The organism is Brenneria sp. L4-2C (genome assembly GCF_040240335.1).
Taxonomy (GTDB): Bacteria; Pseudomonadota; Gammaproteobacteria; order Enterobacterales; family Enterobacteriaceae; genus Brenneria.
Genome location: NZ_JBEIAC010000028.1, coordinates 1 through 23,867, shown reverse-complemented (window position 1 = coordinate 23,867; position 23,867 = coordinate 1). Strand labels below are relative to the sequence as shown.

Genomic DNA, 23,867 nt, shown 5'->3' with positions numbered 1-23,867 from the left:
GGCGGCTAAGGTTTTTTGCGCAGGGGATTAACCAGAAAAACGACTTCGCCCCGATAGTAGGGGGAAGCCGCCAGACGCTGCTGCCAGACGCTGTCCCACTTGCCGTGTTGCACCAGTCCCAGCCGAAAAGGGATCGTCAGCTTTTTCAACGCCGGCAGATAGTCGGCGTAGTTAGTCACCGTGGCGCGCCCTTGATAGGTTTGGATCACCAGTTCATCAATGCTGCCGCGCAGCCGGTTCAGCTCGGCCACGTCTCCGGTTTTTGACCAGTCGAGCAATCCGGTAATGCTGAGCCGGCAGTCATCCGGCAGCCTGGCGCGCAATTGCTGTAAAAAAACCGCATACTCCGCCAGTTGACGGCTTTCGGCGTCAAAATCCAGCTGAATTCCTCTGACCCGATTACCGTGCCGACGCCAGCTCTCCTGTAGCTTCAGCATGCGTCTGAGGTGCTCATCAGACAACGACAGCGTCGTCAGCCGGTAAGACAGCCACAGATGGGGAACGCGCAGTTTGCTGGCGGGGATCCCCTGACGTAGGAAGACCACCCGCCCCTGACGACGGGCGATCTCGCCCTGATGCAAATAGAGCGTCTGGGCGTGATGCAGCGCCGGCTGCGGCTTAACCGCCGCCCATAGCCAGAAAGCCTGATATTGCGCGGCATTGACGCTCTCGGCCTGCGCCGCGCCGCTCCATAACGGCCAGGCCAGAAGTATTATCCGGGTTACCAGTAATATTTGAGCTTGTTTGCCCACAGGCTGCCTTTAAACTCGGTTTTCAACTGGGTGAACCAGGCCTTGCGCGTGGCTTTACTGATATCCTGTTCGCCGCAGTCGTTAAAACCGCTGGGCGCATAGCAGTACACCGCACGATAAAGCGCATAGCTTTTATCTTCCGGCGGCGCGGCAGGGTCGGCGATAACCCGCAGATAGCCATCCAACCGGTTATATTCCGGCCCCTTGAACTGTGTCGGCGCGTTGATTAACTCATCCAGCATATTGCTCTCTCCCCAGTCAAAGCCGACGATATCGCCGGTTCGCAGGAAGAATTCGCCGAGGCAGTTAATGGCCCGCGCGTCGTTCGGCCGCTGATTCAGCGTGCTCACCACGCTTTGCAGCGCCGGACACTGGTAGCCGGCTTCGGTATCGCCGCCGTCCCAGTCGAAAACGGCCAGACTATCGAGGCTCCAGTCCATGTTTTCCGCATTCTCCAACGGCGGAATGTCTTTTCTGCGCGCGCTATCTTGCAGATAACCGGCATAGTCCGCATGCGTCAGCGATTTAGTCAGCAGCGTATGCAGGGCAATGGCCCGTTCTTCGTGAGTCTGCTGCGGACCCGTTTGCTGACGAAGCAGATCGGCGTCGGCGCTGACTTTCAATACCGCGGAACGAAAGCGCAGGTTTTTAACCGGGCTATCGGCGGTGAATATTTTTTCCGGATGACCGGCTTTCGCCAGCGTTTCAGCCAATGCCAGTTGCAGGTACTGTTGCTGGGTATAGCCGGTTTCCAGGCTTAACAGGCGACGCCAGTGCATTTCCGCCTCATCCCAGCGCGCCAGATGTTCAAGCGCCTGACCGCGCAACACTTGCAGACTAAAACGCGTGGTATCGGTCAGATCCCGCTCGTGCGTCGGCGCAACGCCATTCACCACCGCCGCATAATCTTTCTGCCGATAAAACTGCCAGGCGGTCTGTAGATAGTGAAATTCGTTTTGCATTCCCGCCCGCTCAAACAAGTCTTGCTGAGTCGCCAGCTCTTCGGCGGACAATGCGGGGAAACGCCCCCCGCCGTCGCGCGTCGCGCGCAGCCGTTTAAGATCCTGCACCAGCGCCAACAGCGGACTATCCGGCGCGGCGGTAAAGGTTTCCCGCTCCAGCAGCTTGTCGTCGATTTCATCGCTTAATGCCTGTAGATCGCCGGCATTGTCGGTTCGATCCAGCACCTGTTGATAAATTTTGGGTAACGCGTTCAGATCGCCGAGGATCCAATATGCCCGTCGATAAAGGCCCTGCGCGGACTCGGCGTAGAGGCCCCGCGGATACTGTTTCAGATAGTCGTCAATACGCTGAATGGCGGACGAGGCCCAGTTTTTGTCGGCTTTGGCGGCATCGAACATATTGTATTCGTCCAGCGCGGATTGCATCGCGGCGTTAATCGCCACACGAATCAGCATGTAGCCTGATGTTTCGGCGACCCACGCTTGCCCGGCCTGCGTCAGCGCCTGAAAACCGTTGTTCGCCAGCCTGAATTCCCCCTGATAAAAAGCCTGCGTATCGATCAGATAGCGCTTGAGCTCGCCGGCATGTCCTTCATCCGGCAGGCGGTCAAGCTCGCTCGATAACGAAGACGGCGAGTAATCCGGGGACAGAATAATTAAACGCGCCAGCGCAAGCGATGTGCGCTGAACATCGGTTAGCGTCTGGTCGGCCAGCAGCACATCAAAAAAATCCTCGACCGTCGAGAAGTCGTTGGAGATTTGCCGTCCTTCGCCATCGTTAGCAGTCAGCGTCGCGAATTTTTCCTGTACCGCCGGCGATAACTGCAAGCGCCGGGCTTTCTCCAACAGCGTACCGGCTACGGCTTGCGTCGAGCCATCGTCCGTCGACGGCTCCGGCCCCTCCGTCGCCGCCAGCCCCATGACGCGATAGGCGGTAAACGGATCGATGCGCGAGCGCGTCTGGTCGGGAAGCGGCTGCGGCACAGGCAGGGCAATGTGTTTGCGACTGCTCTGGAGCAGCATCAAATTGGTTCGGGTATCGTTATCAGGCAAAAGGTAAGGAAAGGCCGGCATTCCGCATTCAGCATCGGAAAAACCACAAATACCGTCGGTGGAACTGAAAGCGTGGCAGCTAAAGAAGGTGGTCAGCAGACCCGCCAGCAAAGTTAATCCTTTCATGTACATATTCCTGTAGGCATGAATTTCTAAGCCGTATTGATGTCGCCGATTGGCTATGGTTTCACTATCACCCTGAATATCACTCTGTTCCAACGCCAATACATGGGATCAGAAAGATGCGGCGGGGGCCGCTATGCCGCCCCCGGAGAGGATAAAGCCGAAAAGAATGACGTTAATGTCGTTTATCTTTGATGTAATGGTAACCAGATAACCAGGCGTAATCCACCCAGCGGGCTATCTTCCGCTTTCACCCAGCCTTTATGCTGCGAGATCGCCGTTTCCACGATGGCCAGCCCTAACCCAGTGCCGCCCGATGCCCGATCGCGGGCTTCATCCGTACGGTAAAACGGCCGGAAAATTTGCTCCCGGTCTTCCGGGCTAACGCCAGGGCCGTCATCATCCACTTTGATGGTAATGCCCTGATTATCAACGGAGAAAGCGACTTCAATGTGATGGTGGGAATAGCGCAGCGCGTTGCGGACGATATTTTCCAGCGCGCTATCAAGCGCGGAGGGGTTGCCATATAGCGTCCAAGGCCCCGGCGGATAAGGCACTTCCAGCGTTTTACCCATTTGCTCGGCTTCAAAACGAGCGTCATCCAATACGTCGTTCCACAGTTCATCGGCACGGATAAATTCACGGGTAAGCTCATTCTTGTGCTGGGTGCGCGACAGAACCAACAGGTCGTTGATCATGCTGTCCAGCCGCTGCGTTTCAGTCTCAATGCGGTTTAGCTCATTGCCTTCGCCCTGACGCCTGCGCAGCAATGCGGTCGCCAGTTGCAGGCGGGTGAGCGGGGTTCGCAGCTCGTGGGAAATATCGGATAACAGCCGCTGTTGCGCCGTGACCATCCGCTCCAACGCGCTGACCATCTGGTTAAAACTGACCCCGGTCGCCAGAAACTCCTGCGGTCCGGCTTCCAGCTCAGGATGTTGACGCAGGCTGCCTCGCGCCACTTCGTCCGCCGCGTTTTTCAGCTTACGGGCCGGTTTAGCCAAACTCCAGGCCAGCCATAACAACAGCGGCGAACTGATCAACATCGTGAAGACCAACAGCAATAAAGGCCTATCAAACAGCAGGTTAATAAAATCCGACTGCAAACTGCTGGCCGGACGGATCAGGTAAAGCTGGTAATTATCTTCACCATCGCGGATAGAAAACGGCCCCAGCAATTCAACACGGCCGTATTTTTTCTTTTGCGGGTGGTCGGCATTATCGGACAGGCCGATAAAATTACGCACAATTTGCGTTTCATTTTTCTGCGCGCCGAGCACCCGCCCTTCGCTGGTCACCAACAAAAGACGCTGCCCCGGCGGCGCCCATTTTTCAATCACCCAGAATAACCGCAACCACCAGCGTAAATCATTGGCCGGGGTCGCCGCCAGATCGGCCTCAATATGTTGCTCCAGCATAATCCCTTGCCGCTGCTCGCTTTCCAGCAGCGCCGTCAACTGGCGGGAATCCAGCTTGGGCACCATCAGTACCAGCATGAGAACCAGCGCCAGCGTCAGCCAGAAAATCGCGAAAATACGCGCGGTCAAGCTATTGATCATGCAGCGGACACCATCAGGTAACCTCGCCCGCGCAGCGTTTTAAACCACGGCAAACCGTCTTTTCGCTCGGGTAATTTACGACGCAGGTTAGAGATATGCATATCAATGGCGCGGTCAAAAGGCGTCAGCCGTTTTCCCAGCACTTCCTGGCTCAGGTGCTCGCGCGACACAACCTGGCCCAGCCGCTGCGCCAGCAGATACAGCAGCGTAAATTCGGTGCCGGTCAGATCCAGCACGGTTTCATCGAAACTGGCCTCCTGCCGGCCGGGATTAAGCCGCAATCCGTCGACTTCCAGCGTCGGCGCGCCGTTATCACCGGACTGTTGCTGATCCGTCCAATTCGATCGCCGCAAAATGGCACGAATGCGCGCCACCAGCTCACGGTCGTTAAACGGCTTCGGCAAATAATCATCCGCGCCCAATTCCAGACCGAGAACGCGATCCAGTTCGCTGCCGCGCGCCGTTAACATGATCACCGGGGTCTGATGCTGCTGGCGCAATTCCTTCAACGTATCAATGCCGTTTTTCTTCGGCATCATGACATCCAACAATAGCAGGTCAACGCTGCCGTCCAATATGCTTAACGCTTGTTCGCCATCGTAGGCGACAACGACGTTAAATCCTTCCATTTCGAGCAATTCTTTCAATAAAGACGTTAGCTCTCTATCGTCATCAACCAACAGGATCTTGTTCATGTTTTTTCTACCTCCAAGGGCAAAATACGTCATAGATTACCGCTATTCCATGACTTTACGTAGTTTTACATCCTCTGACGCATGTTTGCAGCAAGACGATTAGACTCATCTCCATTGATTCACAAAACAGCACACCAGACCAGGGAGTCATTGATGCCGCAAGTCACAACGTTATCTCTTGCTTCACTGCTGATGCTGGGTTCTTTCACTGCATTTGCAGCAGGGATTGAAGGTGTGTCTGTAAGTGGATGGCATCACAACGACTCTGCCACGAAACCCTTTTCCGGTCAGCATGGGATGTTCGACGGTGTGAAGTTAAGCGAGCAACAACGGCAGCAAATGCGCGATTTAATGTATCAGGGCCGTCAGGATGCGCCAGAGTTTAATGCTGAAGATGTTGAAGCCATGCATAAGTTGATTATCGCGAACCAGTTTGACGAAGCGGCCGTCCGCACGCAGATAACCAAGATGATGCAAGTGCAGATTGAGCGGCAGGTTCAAATGAGCCGGGTACGCAACCAGATGTATAACCTGCTGACGACTGAGCAGAAAAACATTTTGGCGCAAAAACATCAGCAGCGCATGAAAGAGATGCAGCAACAGATGTCAATGTTTAATCAGATGTCTGCGCCTAGCCGGACATCGCCGGGTAACCCTGAGTAGTGTGAGTAGTCCGAGTAATACCCTGTAGTAGTTACACCCTGTTTTCCTTGCCATAGACACCATCCCTGTCTTTTGCCCTCCATGATGGAGGGCTTTTTTTTGGCGGTTTTCCGAGGAAACCGTTTTAAAACAACCACCTATTAAGCAATTACAAGCAACTGCAAACGGTTAAAATGTGGTCAAAAACGGGCCATTTTCCGCTAATGTGGTCAACATGTGGACACTTTCAAACGGCTATTTTTCCCCGTAATGGGTTGAGCGTAATAGCGTTTTCCAGATAGTCCGGCGCCAAGTGTGCGTAAGTCATGGTCTGCTGGATGCTGGCATGGCCTAAAATCTGCTGTAGCGCTACCAGGCTTCCCCCGTTCATCACAAAATGGCAGGCGAACGTATGCCGCAAAATGTGCGATGCCTGGCCTTTTGGTATATTAGGCTTTACCGCCCTGATTTGTTCACAGAACGCCGGATAGTCCACCTTAAACAGCCGGCCGGTTTCGCGGGTTTTGATAGTCCGCTCCACCTCTTCCGAAATGGGGATGGTTCTATTTTTGCCGTTCTTTGTATCCGTAAACGTCACCCGGTGATTCACTATCTGACCTGCGCGTAACGCGCTGGCCTCTCCCCATCTTGCCCCGGTGCTCAGGCATAACACCGACAGCCTGTACGCGTCGCCTTCCAGCTTAATCAACGCCGAAAACATGCCGGAAAGCCGGTACATATCGCGGTTAATGGTTGACGGGTTGATGCCGCCAGTCAGCCGCAGCGTACGGAATTCCAGTATCGCGCGTTTATTTATCCAACAGATCTCCGGGTCGCCCATCTGTTCGGTTGTGCGTTTCAGGTGTGCTGGGCGCCATCGCCACGGTAAAGAATGGGTGTCTGCTGTTTATTCTGCCAGGCGGCGGCGTAAGCGCATCAGGCAAGCCATTGCCGGCCGCTGAAATCACCCGTTCAAGTGGCGACCGGCACAGTTTTCGCATTGCGGATCGTGATGCCTATACCGGCGTAAGGGCGTATTGGCTGGATCTGAATTTTGGGAAAAAGAAAAAGGTCAGCGTAAAAAAGCGAACAACCAGGGCAACAAAAAAGAAACAGGAAAAAAGCAGCAGCCGCGAGGGGGATTACATGGAGGGCGCAGACGGGAACGTCTACGTGCTGCGAAAAACCTACCAGAACGAAACCGCAGCCAGGCGAGCAGCAGCGGCGAAATGGCAGCAGTTGCAACGCGGCGCGGCGCAATTCTCTATCACCCTGGCGCGGGGCCGGGCCGATCTCTACCCAGAAGTGCCGGTGTCAGTCAGTGGTTTTAAGTCGGATATTGATAATCAGGAATGGATAATATCGCGCATTGAGCACGTTATTGACGGCAACGGCTTTACATCACAATTGGAACTGGAAGCAAAAATCGCTGACTGGATAGCAGAAAGTGACTAGAATGGAATTGAGTCAAACCCCGCCGGGGATTCAATCATGTTTATTTGCCCTCATTGCGGCGCCGTCGCGCGCACGCGTACCAGTCGCCAGCTCAGTGAAATGACAGTGCGTCAATATCATCAGTTGTCAAAACCTGGAATGCAGTATCACATTCACCACGCTTAACAGTGTTGAACGCCTGGTTACAGCTCGCACCCGATGCGAGGATGTGCCGGCAGACTTTGTGCCGAAAGACGCGTTTCCCTCATCGCATTATGGCCGTGATCAGCTTAATTTAAACTTGTAGATTATCGCCCCAACGAAATGGGGCATTCATCTTCACCTATATATTTAGAGTGCCACAACATGAAGTGATAAGGTTGATTGACGTGTAAAAATTGAAGATGTATACATTAATGCTATGAGTAATCACAAAAAATAAAATGTCATGGAAATTATCGGCGATTTAGATAGCTCTACCGAACTGCAAAGATATATGAGTTTCCCCAAATTCATTGACTTAATTGATAGAAATAAAATTTTCTTGTCTAAGGCGTCTTGTTTTGAAGATAAATTAGAAGGATGTCTAACATTAGAATCAAATTTATTAAGGAGTGGGGATGCTATGCTGTACGATATAGCAATGAATTTTTTGATGCCCACAGTAAAAAAGTTGACAGAAGAAGAAAAAGAACAAAATGATAAACTACGTAAAGATGCATCGTTAACATATGATAATAGAGTGCATCATACTGTGTTTGGTGATATTCCTGATAAGGAAATGAGTCATGAGGAAATTTATAATAAATATAATGAATGGATTGATGTTAGTTGCTGGCATTCCAATGAGCATGAAAGCATGGCGATGTGGAAAATATACGGTGGTGATGATTGCGCAGTTTGTATAGTTACTGACTTAGAGCGACTGATAAACAGCATTGTTGAGTCATCCGACTATAAATTAATAATTGCTAAAATCGCATATATCTCTCATCAGAATGATTCTTTCACATATGACCATATTCTTTCACAATATATGCATAAAGCCCATTTTTATTCTTACGAAAATGAAGTCAGGATATTAGGATATAATCCTTCAACAGATATTAGAGATGAAAGAATGAATTTTGGCACAGATATTGACATTAACCTTTCCACTTTAATCAAGGAGATTAGGGTGTCACCAACAGCGCCGAATTGGTTCTTTAACGTTGTTAAATCTTTGTGTGATAAATACTCATTGAATGTAAAGCTCAACAGATCAGAAATTTATTAATGTTTTCCTCTGGTAAACTTATAACATTCACTTACAAATATCTCTGCATTTATTGTTATGGGTTTGGTTTTGTTGATATCAAGTTAAGTCATCATCTTACCGCCTATCAAAAGAAAGCCCGCAGGTTGTGCGGGCGTTTTGGATCGATGTGGACAACTGCTTTTGGGATAGCGGCTCAAATAGGATTAATAAGGTCGCGGGTTGAGAATCCTAACTCCTTGGAGATTGCCTCGGCCGTTGCTTTTAACGGTTTAAGCAGCGTCTCCTCGCCAATCTGCTGCAATTTGACAGTAGAAAGAGAAATAGAAATGGAATAGCCGACACGCTGGTGAATATCAAACACCGGAACCGCAATACAGGACACGCCCAGCTCGTTCTCTTCCCGGTCCATCGCCATGCCTGACGCACGAATCTGCTCAAGTTCCTTATACATCGCCTGAAGATCGGTAATCGTATTGCGCGTCAGCGGTTTGATTTCATCCTGATGACTTAGCCAATAGTCGGCAATGTAATCAGGCTGACCATAAGCCATAAAAATTTTGCCCATTGCCGAACAGTACAACGACATATGCTGACCAATATAAGCGCGGGTGCGCAGCATACCGGTGGTCGGTTCCAGTTTGTAAATCATGATGGCGTGATCGTTTTCCCGACTGGAAAAATTGACGGTTTCACCGGTGGTAAGATTCAATGCCTCCAGATGCGGCGCGGCGACATGAATAATATTGAGAGAGGAAAGCGCCTTTTGGCCAACGGCGATAAATTTGGTGGTTAAACGGTAGCTGCCCGCTGCGGGCGCCGGCGTCACATAGCCGCAAGATTGCAGCCCCTGCAATAACCGATGCACGGTACTTTTATTTAACTGCGCCAGTTCTGAAAGGTGGGCCAACGGGCAGCCGTTCGGATAATTACTGAGGATCTCAATGAGCTGGAGTCCACGAAAAAGGCTTTGGCTTCCAGCAGGTTTCTCTTTGGCAAGTTCCGTATCTTTCATTATTTTATCCCCCCGTTATTGAACGGTCATCGCGAAAGGTTAACCTAAAGTGAGGTTCAGCGATAAGCAATACTCGCACGAACGTGATGCCTTGATTTTTCTCTGCTATCTCTTTTACGCCGTATCCATGAACCGCTCCAACCTGAGAAAAAATGCGCTCGGTAATATAGCAAAGACAGGTATATCTCGCCCCGCCCCCCGCTGTCATTCTCCTTTAAAACATCCGTGACTCGGCGTACATGGATTTGTGTCCTCTATCACACTAATGAAAGTATTTTAACAACACATTGATATTACTATTTTTTTTAAAACACAGTGTCTTTGACTTGTAAAAAAATGGCCTGTATTATTTTTTTGAAATCAGATATCACATAGTGAAATATAGAGAACAAAAAAAATACAGCACAGGGAACGTGCTTCAGGAGAATCCGATGAAAGTCACCTTTGAACAGTTAAGACAAGAATTTGAACGCGTGTTGATAGCACGTGGTATCGCGGCAGAAACGGCATTCGCCTGCGCAACAATGTTTGCCCAGACGACGGAGTCCGGTGTTTATTCCCACGGCGTGAACCGCTTCCCGCGGTTTATCCAGCAGTTGGAAAATGGCGATATTATCCCGGACGCCAAAGCGACAAGGGTACAGGCGCTGGGAGCGATAGAACAGTGGGACGCCCATCGAGCCATCGGTAACTTGACGGCAAAACAAATGATGGACCGCGCCATTGAGCTCGCGGACCAACACGGCATCGGCTTGGTTGCGTTGCGTAACGCCAATCACTGGATGCGCGGCGGCAGCTACGGCTGGCAGGCGGCGGAAAAAGGCTACATCGGCATCTGCTGGACAAATTCCATCGCGGTGATGCCGCCGTGGGGAGCCAAAGAGTGCCGCATCGGTACCAACCCCTTAATCGTGGCGATTCCAGGCAACCCCATCACGATGGTGGACATGTCCATGTCGATGTTTTCTTACGGTATGCTGGAAGTGAATCGTCTGGCCGGGAGAGCGTTACCCGTCGACGGGGGTTTTGATGACGACGGCAACCTGACCAGAGAACCGGGCATCATAGAAAAAAACCGCCGCATTTTACCCATGGGTTACTGGAAAGGTTCCGGCTTATCCATTGTGCTGGACATGATCGCCACCCTGCTGTCTGACGGCGCTTCAGTCGCCGAAGTCACTGAGGACAACACGGATGAATACGGTATTTCTCAAATCTTCATTGCCATTGAAGTAGATAAGCTGATTGACGGCGATAGCCGGGATGCCAAATTGCAACGTATTGTCGATTATGTGAAAAGCGCCGAACGCGCCGATCCCGATGTCGCCATCCGACTGCCCGGCCATGAATTCACGCAACTGCTGGCAGATAATCGTCGCAACGGCATCACGGTTGACGACAGCGTTTGGCAAAGAATTCGCTCACTTTAACAGAGAGGAACGCTCTGATGATCAGCGGACACATTACTCATAGCAATCCATGCGCGCTACCGCAGGCGATCCAGCGCGGTATTGAATTCCTGCGGACCACCGATTTTAGCCTGCTACCGACCGGCGTAGTGGAAATTGATGGTCGTAAGATTTACGCGCAAATTCTGGATCTGGAAACACAGGCGAAAGAAAATAATCATCCTGAGGTTCATCGTCGTTATATTGACATTCAGTTTCTGGCCAGTGGTGAAGAGATTATTGGTTTTGCTTCCGATACAGGTAACAACATTATTGCTGAATCATTATTAGAGGAGCGGGATATTATTTTCTATCATGATATGGAAAATGAATCACCGTTAATCATGACCCCCGGTAGCTATGCAATATTTTTCCCACAGGATGTGCATCGACCGGCCTGTATTTATCATCGGGCATCAAAGATAAGAAAAATTGTAGTGAAAGTTGCATTAACGGAAATCAATTAATTTATCTGAATGCCCATTCCTGCCGGTCTGCTTAACCCAGACGGCTTAAAAAGGGAACAGGCTATAAATTCCATATCGGTAATAAGGTATTGCCGAAAGAAAAATGGAGTAAAACATGTCTGACAAAGAAATCGCCTTTATTGTCGGCGCCTATCCGTGTGCGCCCAGTTTCCACCAGAAAGATGAAGCGATGGAAATAGAGTTCTGGCGTAAATTATCCGATATGCCGCATATCCGCGGCATTGAACAACCCTGCCTGACCGATCTGCATCCCTATGGTGATGATTTTCTATTTAAACATGTGCCGCAAAAATGGGAGATAGTCGTAACCGGGGTGATGGAAACGATGCGCCGCCGCGGTCAAAACCCCGCATTTGGTCTGGCATCGGAAGATGAAGAGCAGCGCCAGGCCAGCCTGGCTTACTATCGCCATGTGCTGAATAAAATCAATCGCACCAACGATCGCTTCGGCAAGAAAAAAGTGATCGCCCTTGAGCTACAGGCGGCGCCGTTGGCGAAATCAACCGATGTCGTCGCAGCGGCAGCCAGCTTCCAGCGCTCACTACAGGAATTGCTGAGCTGGGACTGGCCTTGTGAAATCATCATCGAGCACTGCGATGCAATGAATGGCATCCAGCCACGCAAGGGTTTTCTGCCGTTGCGCGAAGAAATACTGATTTTAACCCGCATTAATGCGCAGGCCAAAACCCGCGCGGGAATAGCCGTCAACTGGGCGCGCTCGGCGATAGAAACGCAGAATACCGCTACGCCGCTCGAACATGTACAGCAAAGTCGGAAGGCGGGCTTGCTCAAAGCGCTGATGTTCTCCGGCACCACGCGCAACGGTCCTTATGGCGAATGGCAGGATCTACATGCGCCATTTGCGCCCTTTCCGCATGCAAAAGCCGCTTGTCCGGCGTCTTTAATGACCGTTGAGGCCGCCGGGGAATTATTCCGACAGGCGCCGTTATCCAGCTTAAGTTTCGCAGGCATAAAACTACTGGAGATCGATCCTGACGCCGATGTGCAACACCGTATCGCCATTATCGAAGACGGCATTAATGCATTATTAAAAAGCCAGCCTGATGAATAAGAACAAAAAAGACGACAATAATTAACAAACGCTATTTCTATAAAATTTTTTATTAATCTTCTGACATCAGTTTCACAGAGTGCCCTTTCTGTCTTGCAGAAAGAAAAATTCTTCACGTTATCGTGAAAGATATTTTAATAATAATGATTAAGGCATGACGTAAAATGAACATAAACTCAAGTACCCTACAAACGACTATTCCTAATCAGCGTTGGCTGAGAATTATCCCGCCAATCCTGATCACATGTATTATCTCTTATATGGACCGCGTTAATATCGCGTTCGCCATGCCGGGCGGTATGGATGCTGAACTGGGCATTACCGCATCCATGGCAGGTCTGGCGGGCGGTATTTTCTTCATTGGTTATTTATTCCTGCAAGTTCCCGGCGGGAAAATCGCCGTACACGGCAGCGGCAAGAAATTTATCGGCTGGTCGCTGGTGGCCTGGGCGGTTATTTCCATCCTGACCGGCCTGGTAACAAATCAATATCAGCTATTGGCGTTACGCTTTGCGCTTGGCGTGGCCGAAGGCGGGATGTTGCCTGTGGTGCTGACCATGATCAGCAACTGGTTTCCCGATGAGGAACGGGGACGGGCCAATGCCATCGTCATTATGTTCGTTCCAATCGCCGGGATGATAACGGCCCCGCTTTCCGGCTGGATTATCTCCGTGCTGGACTGGCGCTGGCTGTTTATCATTGAAGGGTTGTTATCGGCTTTTGTGCTGATTTTATGGATGTACGCCGTCAGCGATCGCCCTCAGGAAGCGCGTTGGATATCCGACGCGGAAAAAAACTGGCTGATCGCCACGCTGGAGAGAGAACAACTCGCCATTGCCGAAAAAGCCGTGAAAAACGCGTCGCTCTCCGCGGTCTTGTCCGATCGCACCATATGGCAACTCATCACGCTCAACTTTTTCTATCAAACCGGCATTTATGGCTACACCCTGTGGCTGCCCACCATTCTGAAAGAACTCACCAATACCGGCATGGAAAAGGTAGGGATGCTGGCCATCCTGCCTTTCGTCGGCGCCATGCTGGGCATGTACATCGTTTCGCTGCTATCTGACCGGACAGGCAAGCGCAAGCTGTTCGTTTTCCTGCCGTTATTCGGTTTTGCTCTTTGCATGTTCCTGTCCGTCACGCTGAAACAGCATATTTGGTGGTCTTATGCCGCCCTGGTGGGTTGCGGCGTCTTCCTGCAAGCCGCCGCCGGGGTGTTCTGGACGATTCCCGCCAAACTGTTCAGCGCTGAAATGGCGGGCGGCGCCCGTGGCGTGATCAACGCGCTCGGTAATCTGGGCGGATTCTGCGGCCCTTACGCCGTCGGCCTGCTGATCACCCATTACAACAAAGATGCGGGCGTTTATTGCCTGTCTATTTCGCTGGCTATCGCCGCCATCCTGGCGCTGCTTCTGCCGGGGAAATGCGACCAACAGCCGGTATCCCGTCCTCAACTACAAACGAAACGAACCACATTCTAAGTGATTAATAGCGTGGCCGCGGCGTGTGCGGCCACCAGCGAAGGTGACAAAGATGGAATATTGGTTAGGTATCGACTGTGGCGGCACTTACCTAAAGGCCGGGCTCTATGACAGCCAGGGGCGGGAACAAGGCATTAGCCGCCAGCCACTGCCGGTTATCAGCGATCATCCCGGCTGGGCCGAACGCGATATGGGCCAGTTATGGACCGCCTGCGCGGAAACGATCGCCGCCGCGTTACAACGGTGTCGGGTCAAAGGCCGTCAAATCAAAGCGATCGGCATTTCCGCTCAAGGCAAGGGACTGTTTTTGTTGGATAAACAGCACAGGCCATTAGGCCGTGGCATCTTATCCTCAGACCGCCGGGCGATGGATATCGTCCACCACTGGCAGCAAGACCGTATACCGCAACAGCTTTATCCTCTCACGCGGCAAACCTTGTGGACTGGGCATCCCGTCACGCTACTTCGCTGGATTAAACAGCATCAGCCAGAACGCTATCGGCAGATTGGCTCCGTCATGATGGCGCATGATTATTTACGCTTTTGCCTTACCGGCCAACGGGGCTGCGAAGAAACCAATATTTCCGAATCCAATCTTTATCACATGGATAAAGGCGCCTATGAACCGAAGCTGGCGGCTCTGCTTGGCATTAGCGATATCATTCCCGCCCTGCCGCCTATCGTCGGCTCCGCACAAATATGTGGGGAAGTCACCCCGCAGGTGGCCGCGCTCACCGGTCTGACGGCAGGAACGCCGGTCGTCGGCGGATTGTTTGACGTGGTTTCCACTGCGCTATGCGCCGGCTTACATGATGAATCAACATTAAACGCCGTGATGGGAACCTGGGCGGTGACCAGCGGCATTGCCACCGAAATACGCGCGCATGAACCCCATCCTTATGTTTACGGGCGCTATGCCGAAGCCGGGCGCTACATCGTTCACGAGGCCAGCCCGACCTCATCGGCCAATCTGGAATGGCTAACCCGCCAGTGGGGAATGACGGATTTCAACGAGATTAACCATGCCGTCGCCAGCCTGCCCAAAGCGGATAGCGAGGTGATGTTTCTACCGTTTCTTTACGGTAGTAACGCCGGTCTGGAGATGACCGCCGGGTTTTATGGCTTGCAGTCGCTCCACCGCCGGGAGCATTTGCTACAGGCCGTTTATGAAGGCGTTATTTTCAGCCATATGACGCACCTGAAACGCATGCGTGAACGTTTTCAACAGGTTGATACGCTGCGCGTCACGGGTGGCCCCGCCCATTCACGGGTATGGATGCAAATTCTGGCCGACGTCAGCGGGTTACCGGTTGAATTGCCCCAGGTAGAAGAAACCGGTTGTCTGGGCGCGGCGCTGGCGGCCCTGGTCGGCAGCGGCGTTTACGCCAGCTTTACCGAGGCGCAACGTCAGTTGCAACCCGCATCGCAAACCATTGCGCCGGATCCCGGCGCGCAGGCCGCTTACCAAAGAAAGTTATCTCATTATCAGTATCTCATTGAAGCGTTACAGGGGTATCACGCCCGGTGCGCCTCCCTTACCCCCGCAAGGAGTGATCAATCATGAGCCGACCATTGCTACAACTGGCACTGGATCATACGGATCTGGACGCCGCGTTATTGACCGTGGCAAAACTCAAAAAGCATGTCGATATTATCGAGGCGGGCACCATTCTCTGTGTCTCGGAGGGGCTGACTGCCGTTCGTAAACTACGGGAACAGTGTCCGGAGCACATTATCGTCGCCGACTTAAAAGTCGCCGATGCGGGTGAAACGTTGGCAAAACAGGCATTTTCCGCCGGCGCAAACTGGATGACCGTGATATGCGCCGCCCCTATCGCCACCGTCGCCAGAGCGCAGGATGTCGCCTCACAATACGGCGGCGAGATCCAGATCGAGCTGTTCGGACGCTGGACGCTGGATGATGCGCAAGCATGGAGCAATCTGGGCGTAAAACAGGCGATTTATCACCGGGGACGCGATGCGCAGGCGAGTGGTCAGAACTGGAGTCAGGATGACCTGAAAACCATGGCCGCCCTGACGGAACTGGGGATCAAATTATCCATCACCGGCGGTATCACCCCTGCCGACCTGCCGTTATTTAAGGACATTGCCGTCCAGTCGTTTATTGCCGGGCGCGCGCTTGCCGACGCCGAAAATCCGGCCGCCGTCGCCAGCGCATTCCACCAGCAAATAGATGCTATCTGGGGTAAACGCGCATGAGACATCACCCGCTTGGTATTTATGAAAAAGCCCTGCCTAAATCACTAAGCTGGCCGGAACGACTGGCGCTGGCCAAAAGCTGTGGTTTCGACTTTGTTGAAATGTCTGTTGATGAAACGGATGAACGCCTCTCCCGGTTAGCCTGGAGCACGACGCAGCGGGCATCGTTGGTGGCGGCGATTCTGGAAAGCGGCGTCACCATTCCTTCCATGTGCCTGTCCGCCCATCGCCGATTCCCCTTTGGCAGCCATGACGAGGCTATCCGCGAGCGTGCGCGCGAGATCATGCTACAGGCGATTCAGTTGGCTCGCGATCTCGGCATCCGCACGATTCAACTGGCAGGTTACGACGTCTACTATGAAGAGCAGGATAGCGGCACACGTCAGCGCTTTGCCGATGGGTTGGCGTGGGCGGTCGACAAAGCCGCCGCCGCACAGGTTATGCTGGCGGTCGAAATCATGGATACGGCCTTCATGAATTCCATCACCAAATGGAAAGAATGGGATCGCCAGCTTTCCTCCCCCTGGTTTAGCGTCTATCCGGATATCGGCAATCTAAGCGCCTGGGGCAATGACATTCCGCAAGAATTAGCGCTGGGGATCGATCGAATTGCCGCCATCCATCTAAAAGACACATATCCGGTAACCGCCACATCCAAAGGCCAGTTTCGCGACGTACCCTTTGGGCAAGGCTGCGTTGACTTTGTCGGCCTCTTCCGGAATTTAAAAAATCTGAATTATCGCGGCGCATTCCTGATTGAAATGTGGACAGAGAAAGCCGGCGAACCCGTGCTGGAAATCATCAACGCCCGTAAATGGATTGAAGACCGTATGCGGGAAGGAGGATTGCTATGTTAGAACAACTGAAACAACAGGTATTAGACGCCAATCTGGCCTTGCCCAAACACCATCTGGTAACTTTCACCTGGGGCAATGTCAGCGCGATTGACCGTCAGCAGGGTCTGGTGGTGATCAAACCCTCCGGCGTCGAATATGATGACATGAATCTTGATGATATGGTTGTTGTCGAACTGACCAGCGGAGCGGTGATCGAAGGAAATAAAAAACCGTCTTCCGATACCGCAACTCACTTAGCGCTTTATCAACGTTTTGACGGCATTGGCGGCATCGTGCATACCCACTCGCGGCATGCCACCATCTGGTCGCAGGCCGGACTTGATCTTCCCGCCTGGGGAACAACGCACGCCGACTATTTTTACGGCTCGATTCCCTGCACACGGCTGATGACCGATCGGGAGATTGCCGGACGGTATGAACAGGCTACGGGCGAGGTCATTATCGAAACCTTTGTCAATCGCGATATCGATCCTCTTCAGGTGCCGGCGGTGCTGGTCAATTCCCATGGGCCTTTTGCCTGGGGTAAAAGCGCCGCCGACGCCGTACACAATGCAGTGGTGCTGGAAGAATGCGCCTATATGGGGATTTTCGCGCGCCAGCTTATGCCGGGGCTTCGTGACATGCAGCCTTCGCTGCTGGATAAACACTACTTACGCAAACACGGCGCTCACGCCTATTACGGACAAAATTAATTAACCTGACGGTTTCTCCAATCCCCACACAGTGCAAGCAGCGGCCGCGAAACAGGGGATCGGTTGCAGATCGGAGCCGATGACCGGCGCCTGTTTGTTTATCGCCAGACCGCCCGTGATGTGGTGTAACAGGTCATCAAGTAGTGGTATAGAAAAACGGCTCCTATTATGGAAGCCGTTATATTGCCGCAGTCTCAGGATCGATCAACCAATCCTTAACCGATCGGCATTGAACATAGGTTGATACGCTCACATCACTCGGCGAATATGCGCCGGCGCCGTTTTTTAATCGATGGCAGTACGGTGACAATCAATAGCACCAGAGCTAAGAGCAACAGGCACAGACTAATCGGCTCCTCAATGAATACCGCAAAATTTCCACGTGACATCATCATGGCCCTACGCAGATTCTCTTCCATCATCGGCCCAAGAATAAAACCCATCAGCAACGGGGCGGGTTCATAATCATAGACCGCCAGCCCGAAGCCGATCAGCCCGAACAGCGCCGCGGTAAAAATATCGAACGAGCTATTCGAAACGCTGTAAATGCCAATGCAGCAGAACATAATAATGACCGGATACAGCAGCCGATAGGGAATGCGTAATAGTTGTACCCACACCCCCACCAGCGGCAGATTGAGCGCCAGCAACATGACATTGCCGATCCACATGCTGGCGATAACGCTCCAGAACAAGGTTGGCTGATCGGTAATAAATTGCGGACCGGGCGTAATACCATGAATCATCATCGCCCCGGCCATCAGGGCCATGGTTCCATTAGACGGTAGACCCAGAGTCAGCAGGGGAATAAACGACGTTTGAGCGGCCGCATTGTTGGCGGACTCCGGTCCGGCGACGCCGGCAATCGCCCCGTGGCCGAACTGCCCGGGGTTGGCCGCGATCTTTTTCTCTATGGTATACGAGCAAAAGGTCGCTAACGAACTGCCGCCGCCGGGCAGCAGGCCGAACAGCGAACCGATGAGCGTTCCGCGCAAAACCGGTCCGGCGGACTGGCGGAGATCGTCCCGATTCAACATGATGCGGCCGTGGGGGATAACGTGTCCCGTGGCCTGTTCACGATCGGTAACAACGCGCACGATTTCACTGATACCGAACAACCCCATCGCCAGGGCGACAAAGCTGATGCCGTCGGTTAAATGGAGAACGCCAAAAGTGTAACGCTCCATGCCGGAGTTGATGTCGATTCCCATCAACCCCAGTAGCATCCCCAATATAATGACGGCAAAAGCCTTGAGCAAAGAGCCCTGCGCCAGAACAATCGCACCGATTAGCCCCAGCAACATCAGTGAAAAATAATCCGCAGGGCCAAAGAGCAAGGCCAGGGAAGAAAGGAGCGGCGCGCAAAGCGCGATAATCAGCGTCGCCACGCTGCCGGCAAAAAATGATCCAATAGCGGAGATGGCCAGAGCTGGCCCGGCCCGCCCTTGCCGGGCCATGGCATGACCATCGATGCAGGTAATCACCGATGCGGTTTCACCCGGAATATTGAGTAGAATTGACGTGGTCGAACCGCCATAAGCTGAGCCGTAATAGATACCCGCCAGCATGATCAAGGCGGCGCCGGGATCGAGCAAAAAAGTAAATGGCAGCAATAACGCGATGGTAACCAACGGGCCTACACCGGGTAATACGCCGACAAAAGTCCCCAACAGCGCGCCAAGAAAACAGTAGGATAGGTTGCTCAGGGTAAAAACCGCTTCCACCCCGCTAATAAAACCGCTCAGAAAGTCGCTCATTATAACGGCCACTCTTTAAACGGCATGGCCAATATTTTTACGAAAAAAATATCGGATAAACCCGCCATGATAACGGCGAGAATAATTATCTCCTTCATTCTGGTTTCCCGAGTACCCAATGCGGCGCCGGCGATCGCCAACGCGCTGGAAACGATCACCCCGGCCAGACTGATGACATAGCCGAACAGAATAATCACGCCGATAATGAAGAACAGCGGGCGCGCCGCCGAGCGAAACTTATCTTCTTTCCAATTTCTGCTGAGCGCCCCGCGCAGCGCGATAAGAAGGCCAAGCAAGGCCAGCAGCCCTCCCAAAAGAGCCGGAACATAACCCGGCCCCATCTGCGATGCGCTTCCCAGAGGATATTTGGCGATCGCCATCGCCATCGCGCCTGCGCCAATGAACAACAGAAATCCTCCCGATACGGCGTCGTCGCGCGTACACGATAATGGCTTGTCAGACATAATGAATAGCTTCCGAAAAATACGCATACCATGTAACGCCCGGGCGCTAAATCACCGGCCCAGACATCGCTGTTATTTTGCTGCTATACCGGCCAGTTTGGATAACCGCGCCCATTCAGAGATTTCGCTCGTCACGAAAGCGCGCAATGCGGGCGGCGCGGCATTACCGTACGGCTGGTAGCCAAGCTCTGTCAGTTTGGTGCGGATAGCCGGATCGTTGATGGCCTGATTAAAGGCGGCGTTAAGTTTTTCCACTATGGGTTGGGGCGTACCCGCGGGAGCGAACACCGCCGCCCAGGCATTGGCATTGATTCCCTTGACGCCCGATTCGTCTAACGTCGGCACATCCGGATATTCAGGCAGGCGCTGCGGCGCGGAGATCGCCAGTATCTTCAGCTTCTTAGCCTTGACCAGCGGAGCTGTCGCCGCGATCCCATCAAACATTAACGCAACGCGGCCAGCCACCAGATCCACCAGAGCGGGAGCGGAGCCGCTATAAGGGATCTCGATGGTGTCTACACCCGCTATCTGATTGAACAGAATCGCTTTAAACCGGGTCGGCGACCCCTGCCCCGCGGAAGCGTAATTGTATTTGCCGGGATGGGCTTTCAGCAGTTGAATCAGTTCTTCAACCGAATTGACCGGCAGGCTCGCGGTAACAACCAAGGGCGAAATAAATTCGGCAAGCAGCGCCACCGGTTCAAAATCCGTTACCGGATCGTAAGATAATCCGGCTATCTGAGAAACATTCGCCGCATGCGTCGACGAGCTACCCAGCCCAATGGTATAGCCGTCCGGCTTCGCATTGGCTACGGCCAAGGCACCCAGCGTACCCGCTGCGCCAGGGCGATTTTCCACCACAATCTGCTGTCCGAGGATATCGCCGACTTTAGGCGTGACATGGCGAATCAGAATATCCTGACCGCCGCCCGGATTAAACGGCACGATAAAACGAATGGCCCGTTCAGGATACGCCTGGGCTGAAGAAACGGTGGAAAATAGAGAGAATAAAGAAACGAAAATAAGATTGGCATATTTCATCATTATATGAATCCGCATTATAAAAATTATAAACAGAAACTAAAAACACGCTTTTATTAGCAGCCATGAACTATCCGGTAATAATTTATTATGCTGAATTCATATAAAAAACAAAAAAACCAACATATTAATGCCAATTACCATTCGGACGGATAACTAAAACATCAGCGTATAATTTATTAAATTACGATACATATATTAAACATTCTAATTATTCTCCTGTCTTCGTCGCTTGCAGCTTAAATAAGAGAAACACGATGCCCGCCCATTTTCATATCAGGGCGGGCGGACAGATTAAATCTCGACGTCAATACCGTTGCGCTTCAATAATACGTTGAAATCATGCAATTCCCAGATGGTCTTTCCCTGCTGTATTTGCGCTCGTAATTTTACTTCCTTTTCATCGCGGCTGCGGGAAGCCTGAAGCACGTCATCAATCTCATCACGTGGAATGGCGACAATGCCATCGTCGTCGCCAATAATGAGATCGCCGGGATGAATCGTCACCCCGCCGAAGGAAATGGGGTGGTTCACCTCGCCAAACGTCTCTTTGACGGTTCCCTTGATGGAAATGGAACGGGAAAAAATGGGGAATCCCAACTTGCGAATACGCTCTGCATCCCGCACCCCGCCATTGGTCACCAGTCCCGCAATGCCCCGGCTCAGGGCCGCTGTCGCCATCACGTCGCCAAACGATCCTTGCTCCGTATAGTCGCCCGCATCAATGACCAGTACGTCGCCGGGTTTGGCTAACTGTAACGCCGCGTGTATCGTCAGATTGTCGCCGGCTGGCGTTTTCACGGTCAACGCGGAGCCCAAAACGCGCAGGCCCGGATAAATGGGTTTGATGGCGGAGTCGACCGCACCTCGTCTGCCGAAGGCTTCATGCGCGGTGGCGGCGGTAATCTCTTTGAAAGCATCAATCTGTTCCCGGGTCGGACGAACAAAATCCTGAATAATTTTTGACATGTTTGCGTTTTCCGTAAGTTAAGCGGGATTAAAAACGTTGGGCGCGACAACAGCGACTTTACGGGGGAATTCTTCCCGGTAATCACGCAGCCCTTTGCCCGGCAAGGGGCTATAGGGACGTTTCCTGAGTTCATCAATGTCCAGATCTATGCCGAGTCCCGGCGCTTCGGGCAGATCGACCCAGCCTTGCGCAATGGTTAACCGTTGACTGGCAATGCTCTGCGTCGGCTCCAGTAAATTGATGAAAATTTCGGCGATGTTAAAGTTGGGGATCAGCGCCGATAAATGGACGGTCGCCGCGAGGCCCACAATAGGACTGTTGTAGTTATGCGGTGTGACGGCAACGCCGTGCGGAGCGGCCAGCGCGGCGATTTCCAGCATGGACAGCAGGCCGCCGACCGCACAGATATCCGGATTGATGATATCCGCCGCATGTTTTTCAAAGACCGGCACAAACCCTTCTTTGGTGTAGATGGCCTCGCCCAGCACGATGGGAATATGCGTGCTGCGTTTGACTTCAACGGTGAGATCAATATTTTCCGGCGGGCAGGGCTCCTCATACCAGGAAATGTCATATTCCTCCAGCCGCTCGATGACACGGATAGCATGGTTCGGAGCCAAACGCCGATGACCGTCGATCAGAAGTTCGACATCGGGGCCGACGGCCTCGCGCACCGCTTTCACATTTTCCACCGCTGCCGTTTCATCGGCGCGGGAAATAAAGGTACGCCACGGCCCTGGGAACGGATCCCATTTGATTGCATCGTAACCTTGCTCGACGACATTCAACGCGCGTTTTACCGTATCGTCGATGTTTTTGGCGCCAAACCACCAACCGTTGGCGTATAGCCGTATTTTCTCCCGCACGGCGCCGCCCAGCAGCCGATGCAGCGGCAGCCCGGCTTTCTTGCCGACGATATCCCACAGCGCCAGTTCAATGGCGCTCCAGGCGCATAACAGGTCGACCGAGTTGCGGCGAATAGCGAAATCATCAAGCAACGTCTGCCCGAGATGTCGAATATTGTAAGCTTCCCGCCCGATGATTAATGGTGAAATAGAGTTGAGATATTCACTGACGACTTTTTCTTTCGTATTGGTGACATAGGCTTCTCCCCAACCGTGGATGCCTTCATCGGTATCAATTCTGACAAAAAGCAGATTTTTCCCGACCCCTGGATGATAAAAAAAAGTCTCTACCTTTATGATTTTCATTGCGGTCCTTATTTGTAGAATAGAAATGTTTTCTCATTAGTAACAAATACCAGACTGCGTCTTTTCACCATTAAATCGAAACCAATATAAAACACATTTAGCGGAATACCGGATAACGGGCATCGCTATATGGTCATGGTAAAAAGTCCAGAGCGAAAGGTATAACGCAAAATTCACATCCAAGCATAGTTAATATTATTCTATCTATTATCATGAAACGAATAATTAATATCCCGGCATACAGCACGCTATTCATTCTTTAATTTTACTAACCTATTTATTCTTTAGTTTTACTAACCTATTTTAACACAACATATTGTTAACATAAAATTCTTATACCATATTTGTAAAATAATTAGTCGTTATTGAAATAACAAATAGACGAATAAAATATAGACAAAAAAATTATTAGGCTGTGTCCCTTAATCATCTGAGCTATAGTAACTACTTATTTCCACAACACTTTGAGATATGGCCCGATACGATCTTCCCGATGAAGCATGGAGCATCATCCAGCCCTTACTGCCTGCTGAACCTACATCCCCACGAGCCGGACGCCCATGGGCTGAGCATCGTAAAGTCATCAACGGTATGTTCTGGGTGTTGTGTTCTGGTGCGCCATGGCGCGATTTACCTGAGCGATATGGCTCCTGGAAAACGGTTTATAATCGCTTTA

At 52.0% G+C, this 23,867-nt stretch carries 21 protein-coding genes and 3 pseudogenes; 13 read left to right on the top strand and 11 right to left on the bottom strand.

Annotated features, from left to right (window positions below):
• Window positions 1-5: 5 nt before the first annotated feature.
• From ABRZ26_RS23170 to cpxR, 4 genes are all read right to left on the bottom strand, one after another.
• Window positions 6-752 carry a DUF3142 domain-containing protein gene (locus ABRZ26_RS23170; RefSeq protein ID WP_319606457.1) on the bottom strand — a complete coding sequence of 249 codons (747 nt, stop codon included), beginning with the start codon at window positions 750-752 and terminating at the stop codon, window positions 6-8.
• On the bottom strand, window positions 722-2,893 hold the full coding sequence (locus tag ABRZ26_RS23165) for a PA5441 family protein (RefSeq protein ID WP_319606456.1): 2,172 nt from the start codon (window positions 2,891-2,893) through the stop codon (window positions 722-724). The genes ABRZ26_RS23170 and ABRZ26_RS23165 overlap by 31 nt, the downstream gene beginning before the upstream one ends.
• 182 nt (window positions 2,894-3,075) lie before the next feature.
• Complete coding sequence (gene cpxA / locus ABRZ26_RS23160) at window positions 3,076-4,446, bottom strand: envelope stress sensor histidine kinase CpxA (protein WP_319606455.1); 1,371 nt, start codon at window positions 4,444-4,446, stop codon at window positions 3,076-3,078.
• Entirely contained in the window at window positions 4,443-5,141 is a 699-nt protein-coding gene (cpxR, locus tag ABRZ26_RS23155; RefSeq protein ID WP_319606454.1) for an envelope stress response regulator transcription factor CpxR, read from the bottom strand. Before cpxR ends, cpxA begins: the two co-directional genes overlap by 4 nt.
• Window positions 5,142-5,294: 153 nt before the next feature.
• Between cpxR and cpxP the strand changes: the two genes are divergently transcribed.
• Entirely contained in the window at window positions 5,295-5,804 is a 510-nt protein-coding gene (gene cpxP, locus ABRZ26_RS23150) for a cell-envelope stress modulator CpxP (RefSeq protein ID WP_319606453.1), read from the top strand.
• Window positions 5,805-6,030: 226 nt separating this feature from the next.
• On the opposite strand, the pseudogene ABRZ26_RS23145 reads toward cpxP, so the two are convergent.
• Window positions 6,031-6,648: pseudogene (locus tag ABRZ26_RS23145) on the bottom strand (phage integrase); the annotation flags it as partial.
• On the opposite strand from ABRZ26_RS23145, the pseudogene ABRZ26_RS23140 reads away from it, so the two are divergent.
• The 3 genes and pseudogenes from ABRZ26_RS23140 to ABRZ26_RS23130 form a co-directional block, all read left to right on the top strand.
• Window positions 6,648-7,238: pseudogene (locus tag ABRZ26_RS23140) on the top strand (contractile injection system protein, VgrG/Pvc8 family); the annotation flags it as partial. The pseudogenes ABRZ26_RS23145 and ABRZ26_RS23140 overlap by 1 nt on opposite strands.
• A gap of 36 nt (window positions 7,239-7,274) precedes the next feature.
• Window positions 7,275-7,524, top strand: a pseudogene (locus ABRZ26_RS23135) (Ogr/Delta-like zinc finger protein).
• Between the two features lie 141 nt (window positions 7,525-7,665).
• Window positions 7,666-8,493, top strand: a complete 828-nt coding sequence (locus ABRZ26_RS23130; RefSeq protein ID WP_319606452.1) for a hypothetical protein — start codon at window positions 7,666-7,668, stop codon at window positions 8,491-8,493.
• A gap of 175 nt (window positions 8,494-8,668) precedes the next feature.
• Here the strand turns inward: ABRZ26_RS23130 and ABRZ26_RS23125 are convergent, their stop codons facing one another.
• The gene (locus ABRZ26_RS23125; protein ID WP_319606451.1) at window positions 8,669-9,487 is read right to left on the bottom strand and encodes an IclR family transcriptional regulator; all 819 of its coding nucleotides are present in this window, start codon (window positions 9,485-9,487) and stop codon (window positions 8,669-8,671) included.
• 431 nt (window positions 9,488-9,918) lie between these two features.
• Between ABRZ26_RS23125 and yiaK the strand changes: the two genes are divergently transcribed.
• The 8 genes from yiaK (at window position 9,919) to araD (ending at window position 17,748) form a co-directional block, all read left to right on the top strand.
• Window positions 9,919-10,917 (top strand): 3-dehydro-L-gulonate 2-dehydrogenase, encoded by a 999-nt coding sequence (gene yiaK, locus ABRZ26_RS23120; RefSeq protein WP_319606450.1) that lies wholly within the window; start codon window positions 9,919-9,921, stop codon window positions 10,915-10,917.
• 17 nt (window positions 10,918-10,934) lie between these two features.
• The gene (locus ABRZ26_RS23115) at window positions 10,935-11,402 is read left to right on the top strand and encodes a NanQ anomerase/TabA/YiaL family protein (RefSeq protein ID WP_319606449.1); all 468 of its coding nucleotides are present in this window, start codon (window positions 10,935-10,937) and stop codon (window positions 11,400-11,402) included.
• A gap of 115 nt (window positions 11,403-11,517) precedes the next feature.
• The gene (locus ABRZ26_RS23110) at window positions 11,518-12,495 is read left to right on the top strand and encodes a DUF4862 family protein (protein WP_319606448.1); all 978 of its coding nucleotides are present in this window, start codon (window positions 11,518-11,520) and stop codon (window positions 12,493-12,495) included.
• A gap of 164 nt (window positions 12,496-12,659) precedes the next feature.
• Window positions 12,660-13,979, top strand: coding sequence for an MFS transporter (locus tag ABRZ26_RS23105; RefSeq protein ID WP_319606447.1), 1,320 nt, complete (start codon window positions 12,660-12,662; stop codon window positions 13,977-13,979).
• A 52-nt stretch (window positions 13,980-14,031) separates the two neighbouring features.
• A complete protein-coding gene (locus ABRZ26_RS23100) occupies window positions 14,032-15,543 on the top strand; it encodes an FGGY-family carbohydrate kinase (protein ID WP_319606446.1) in 1,512 nt (503 codons plus the stop codon).
• Entirely contained in the window at window positions 15,540-16,199 is a 660-nt protein-coding gene (ulaD, locus tag ABRZ26_RS23095; protein ID WP_319606445.1) for a 3-keto-L-gulonate-6-phosphate decarboxylase UlaD, read from the top strand. The genes ABRZ26_RS23100 and ulaD overlap by 4 nt, the downstream gene beginning before the upstream one ends.
• Window positions 16,196-17,056 (top strand): L-ribulose-5-phosphate 3-epimerase, encoded by an 861-nt coding sequence (locus tag ABRZ26_RS23090; RefSeq protein ID WP_319606444.1) that lies wholly within the window; start codon window positions 16,196-16,198, stop codon window positions 17,054-17,056. The genes ulaD and ABRZ26_RS23090 overlap by 4 nt, the downstream gene beginning before the upstream one ends.
• Window positions 17,050-17,748: an L-ribulose-5-phosphate 4-epimerase gene (gene araD, locus ABRZ26_RS23085; protein WP_319606443.1), complete on the top strand. Its 699-nt coding sequence runs from the start codon at window positions 17,050-17,052 to the stop codon at window positions 17,746-17,748. The genes ABRZ26_RS23090 and araD overlap by 7 nt, the downstream gene beginning before the upstream one ends.
• A gap of 254 nt (window positions 17,749-18,002) precedes the next feature.
• Here araD and ABRZ26_RS23080 read toward each other — a convergent pair whose 3' ends face one another.
• The 5 genes from ABRZ26_RS23080 to ABRZ26_RS23060 all read right to left on the bottom strand — a co-directional run bounded on the left by ABRZ26_RS23080 (window position 18,003) and on the right by ABRZ26_RS23060 (window position 23,191).
• Complete coding sequence (locus ABRZ26_RS23080; RefSeq protein WP_319606442.1) at window positions 18,003-19,505, bottom strand: tripartite tricarboxylate transporter permease; 1,503 nt, start codon at window positions 19,503-19,505, stop codon at window positions 18,003-18,005.
• On the bottom strand, window positions 19,505-19,969 hold the full coding sequence (locus ABRZ26_RS23075; RefSeq protein ID WP_319606441.1) for a tripartite tricarboxylate transporter TctB family protein: 465 nt from the start codon (window positions 19,967-19,969) through the stop codon (window positions 19,505-19,507). Before ABRZ26_RS23075 ends, ABRZ26_RS23080 begins: the two co-directional genes overlap by 1 nt.
• Window positions 19,970-20,041: 72 nt before the next feature.
• Window positions 20,042-21,013: a Bug family tripartite tricarboxylate transporter substrate binding protein gene (locus ABRZ26_RS23070; RefSeq protein ID WP_319606440.1), complete on the bottom strand. Its 972-nt coding sequence runs from the start codon at window positions 21,011-21,013 to the stop codon at window positions 20,042-20,044.
• Window positions 21,014-21,304: 291 nt separating this feature from the next.
• Window positions 21,305-21,979, bottom strand: a complete 675-nt coding sequence (locus tag ABRZ26_RS23065) for a 4-carboxy-4-hydroxy-2-oxoadipate aldolase/oxaloacetate decarboxylase (protein WP_319606439.1) — start codon at window positions 21,977-21,979, stop codon at window positions 21,305-21,307.
• 18 nt (window positions 21,980-21,997) lie between these two features.
• Complete coding sequence (locus ABRZ26_RS23060; RefSeq protein WP_319606438.1) at window positions 21,998-23,191, bottom strand: mandelate racemase/muconate lactonizing enzyme family protein; 1,194 nt, start codon at window positions 23,189-23,191, stop codon at window positions 21,998-22,000.
• A gap of 471 nt (window positions 23,192-23,662) precedes the next feature.
• Between ABRZ26_RS23060 and ABRZ26_RS23055 the strand changes: the two genes are divergently transcribed.
• On the top strand, window positions 23,663-23,867 hold a 205-nt coding region (locus ABRZ26_RS23055), incomplete at its 3' end, for a transposase (protein WP_319602908.1).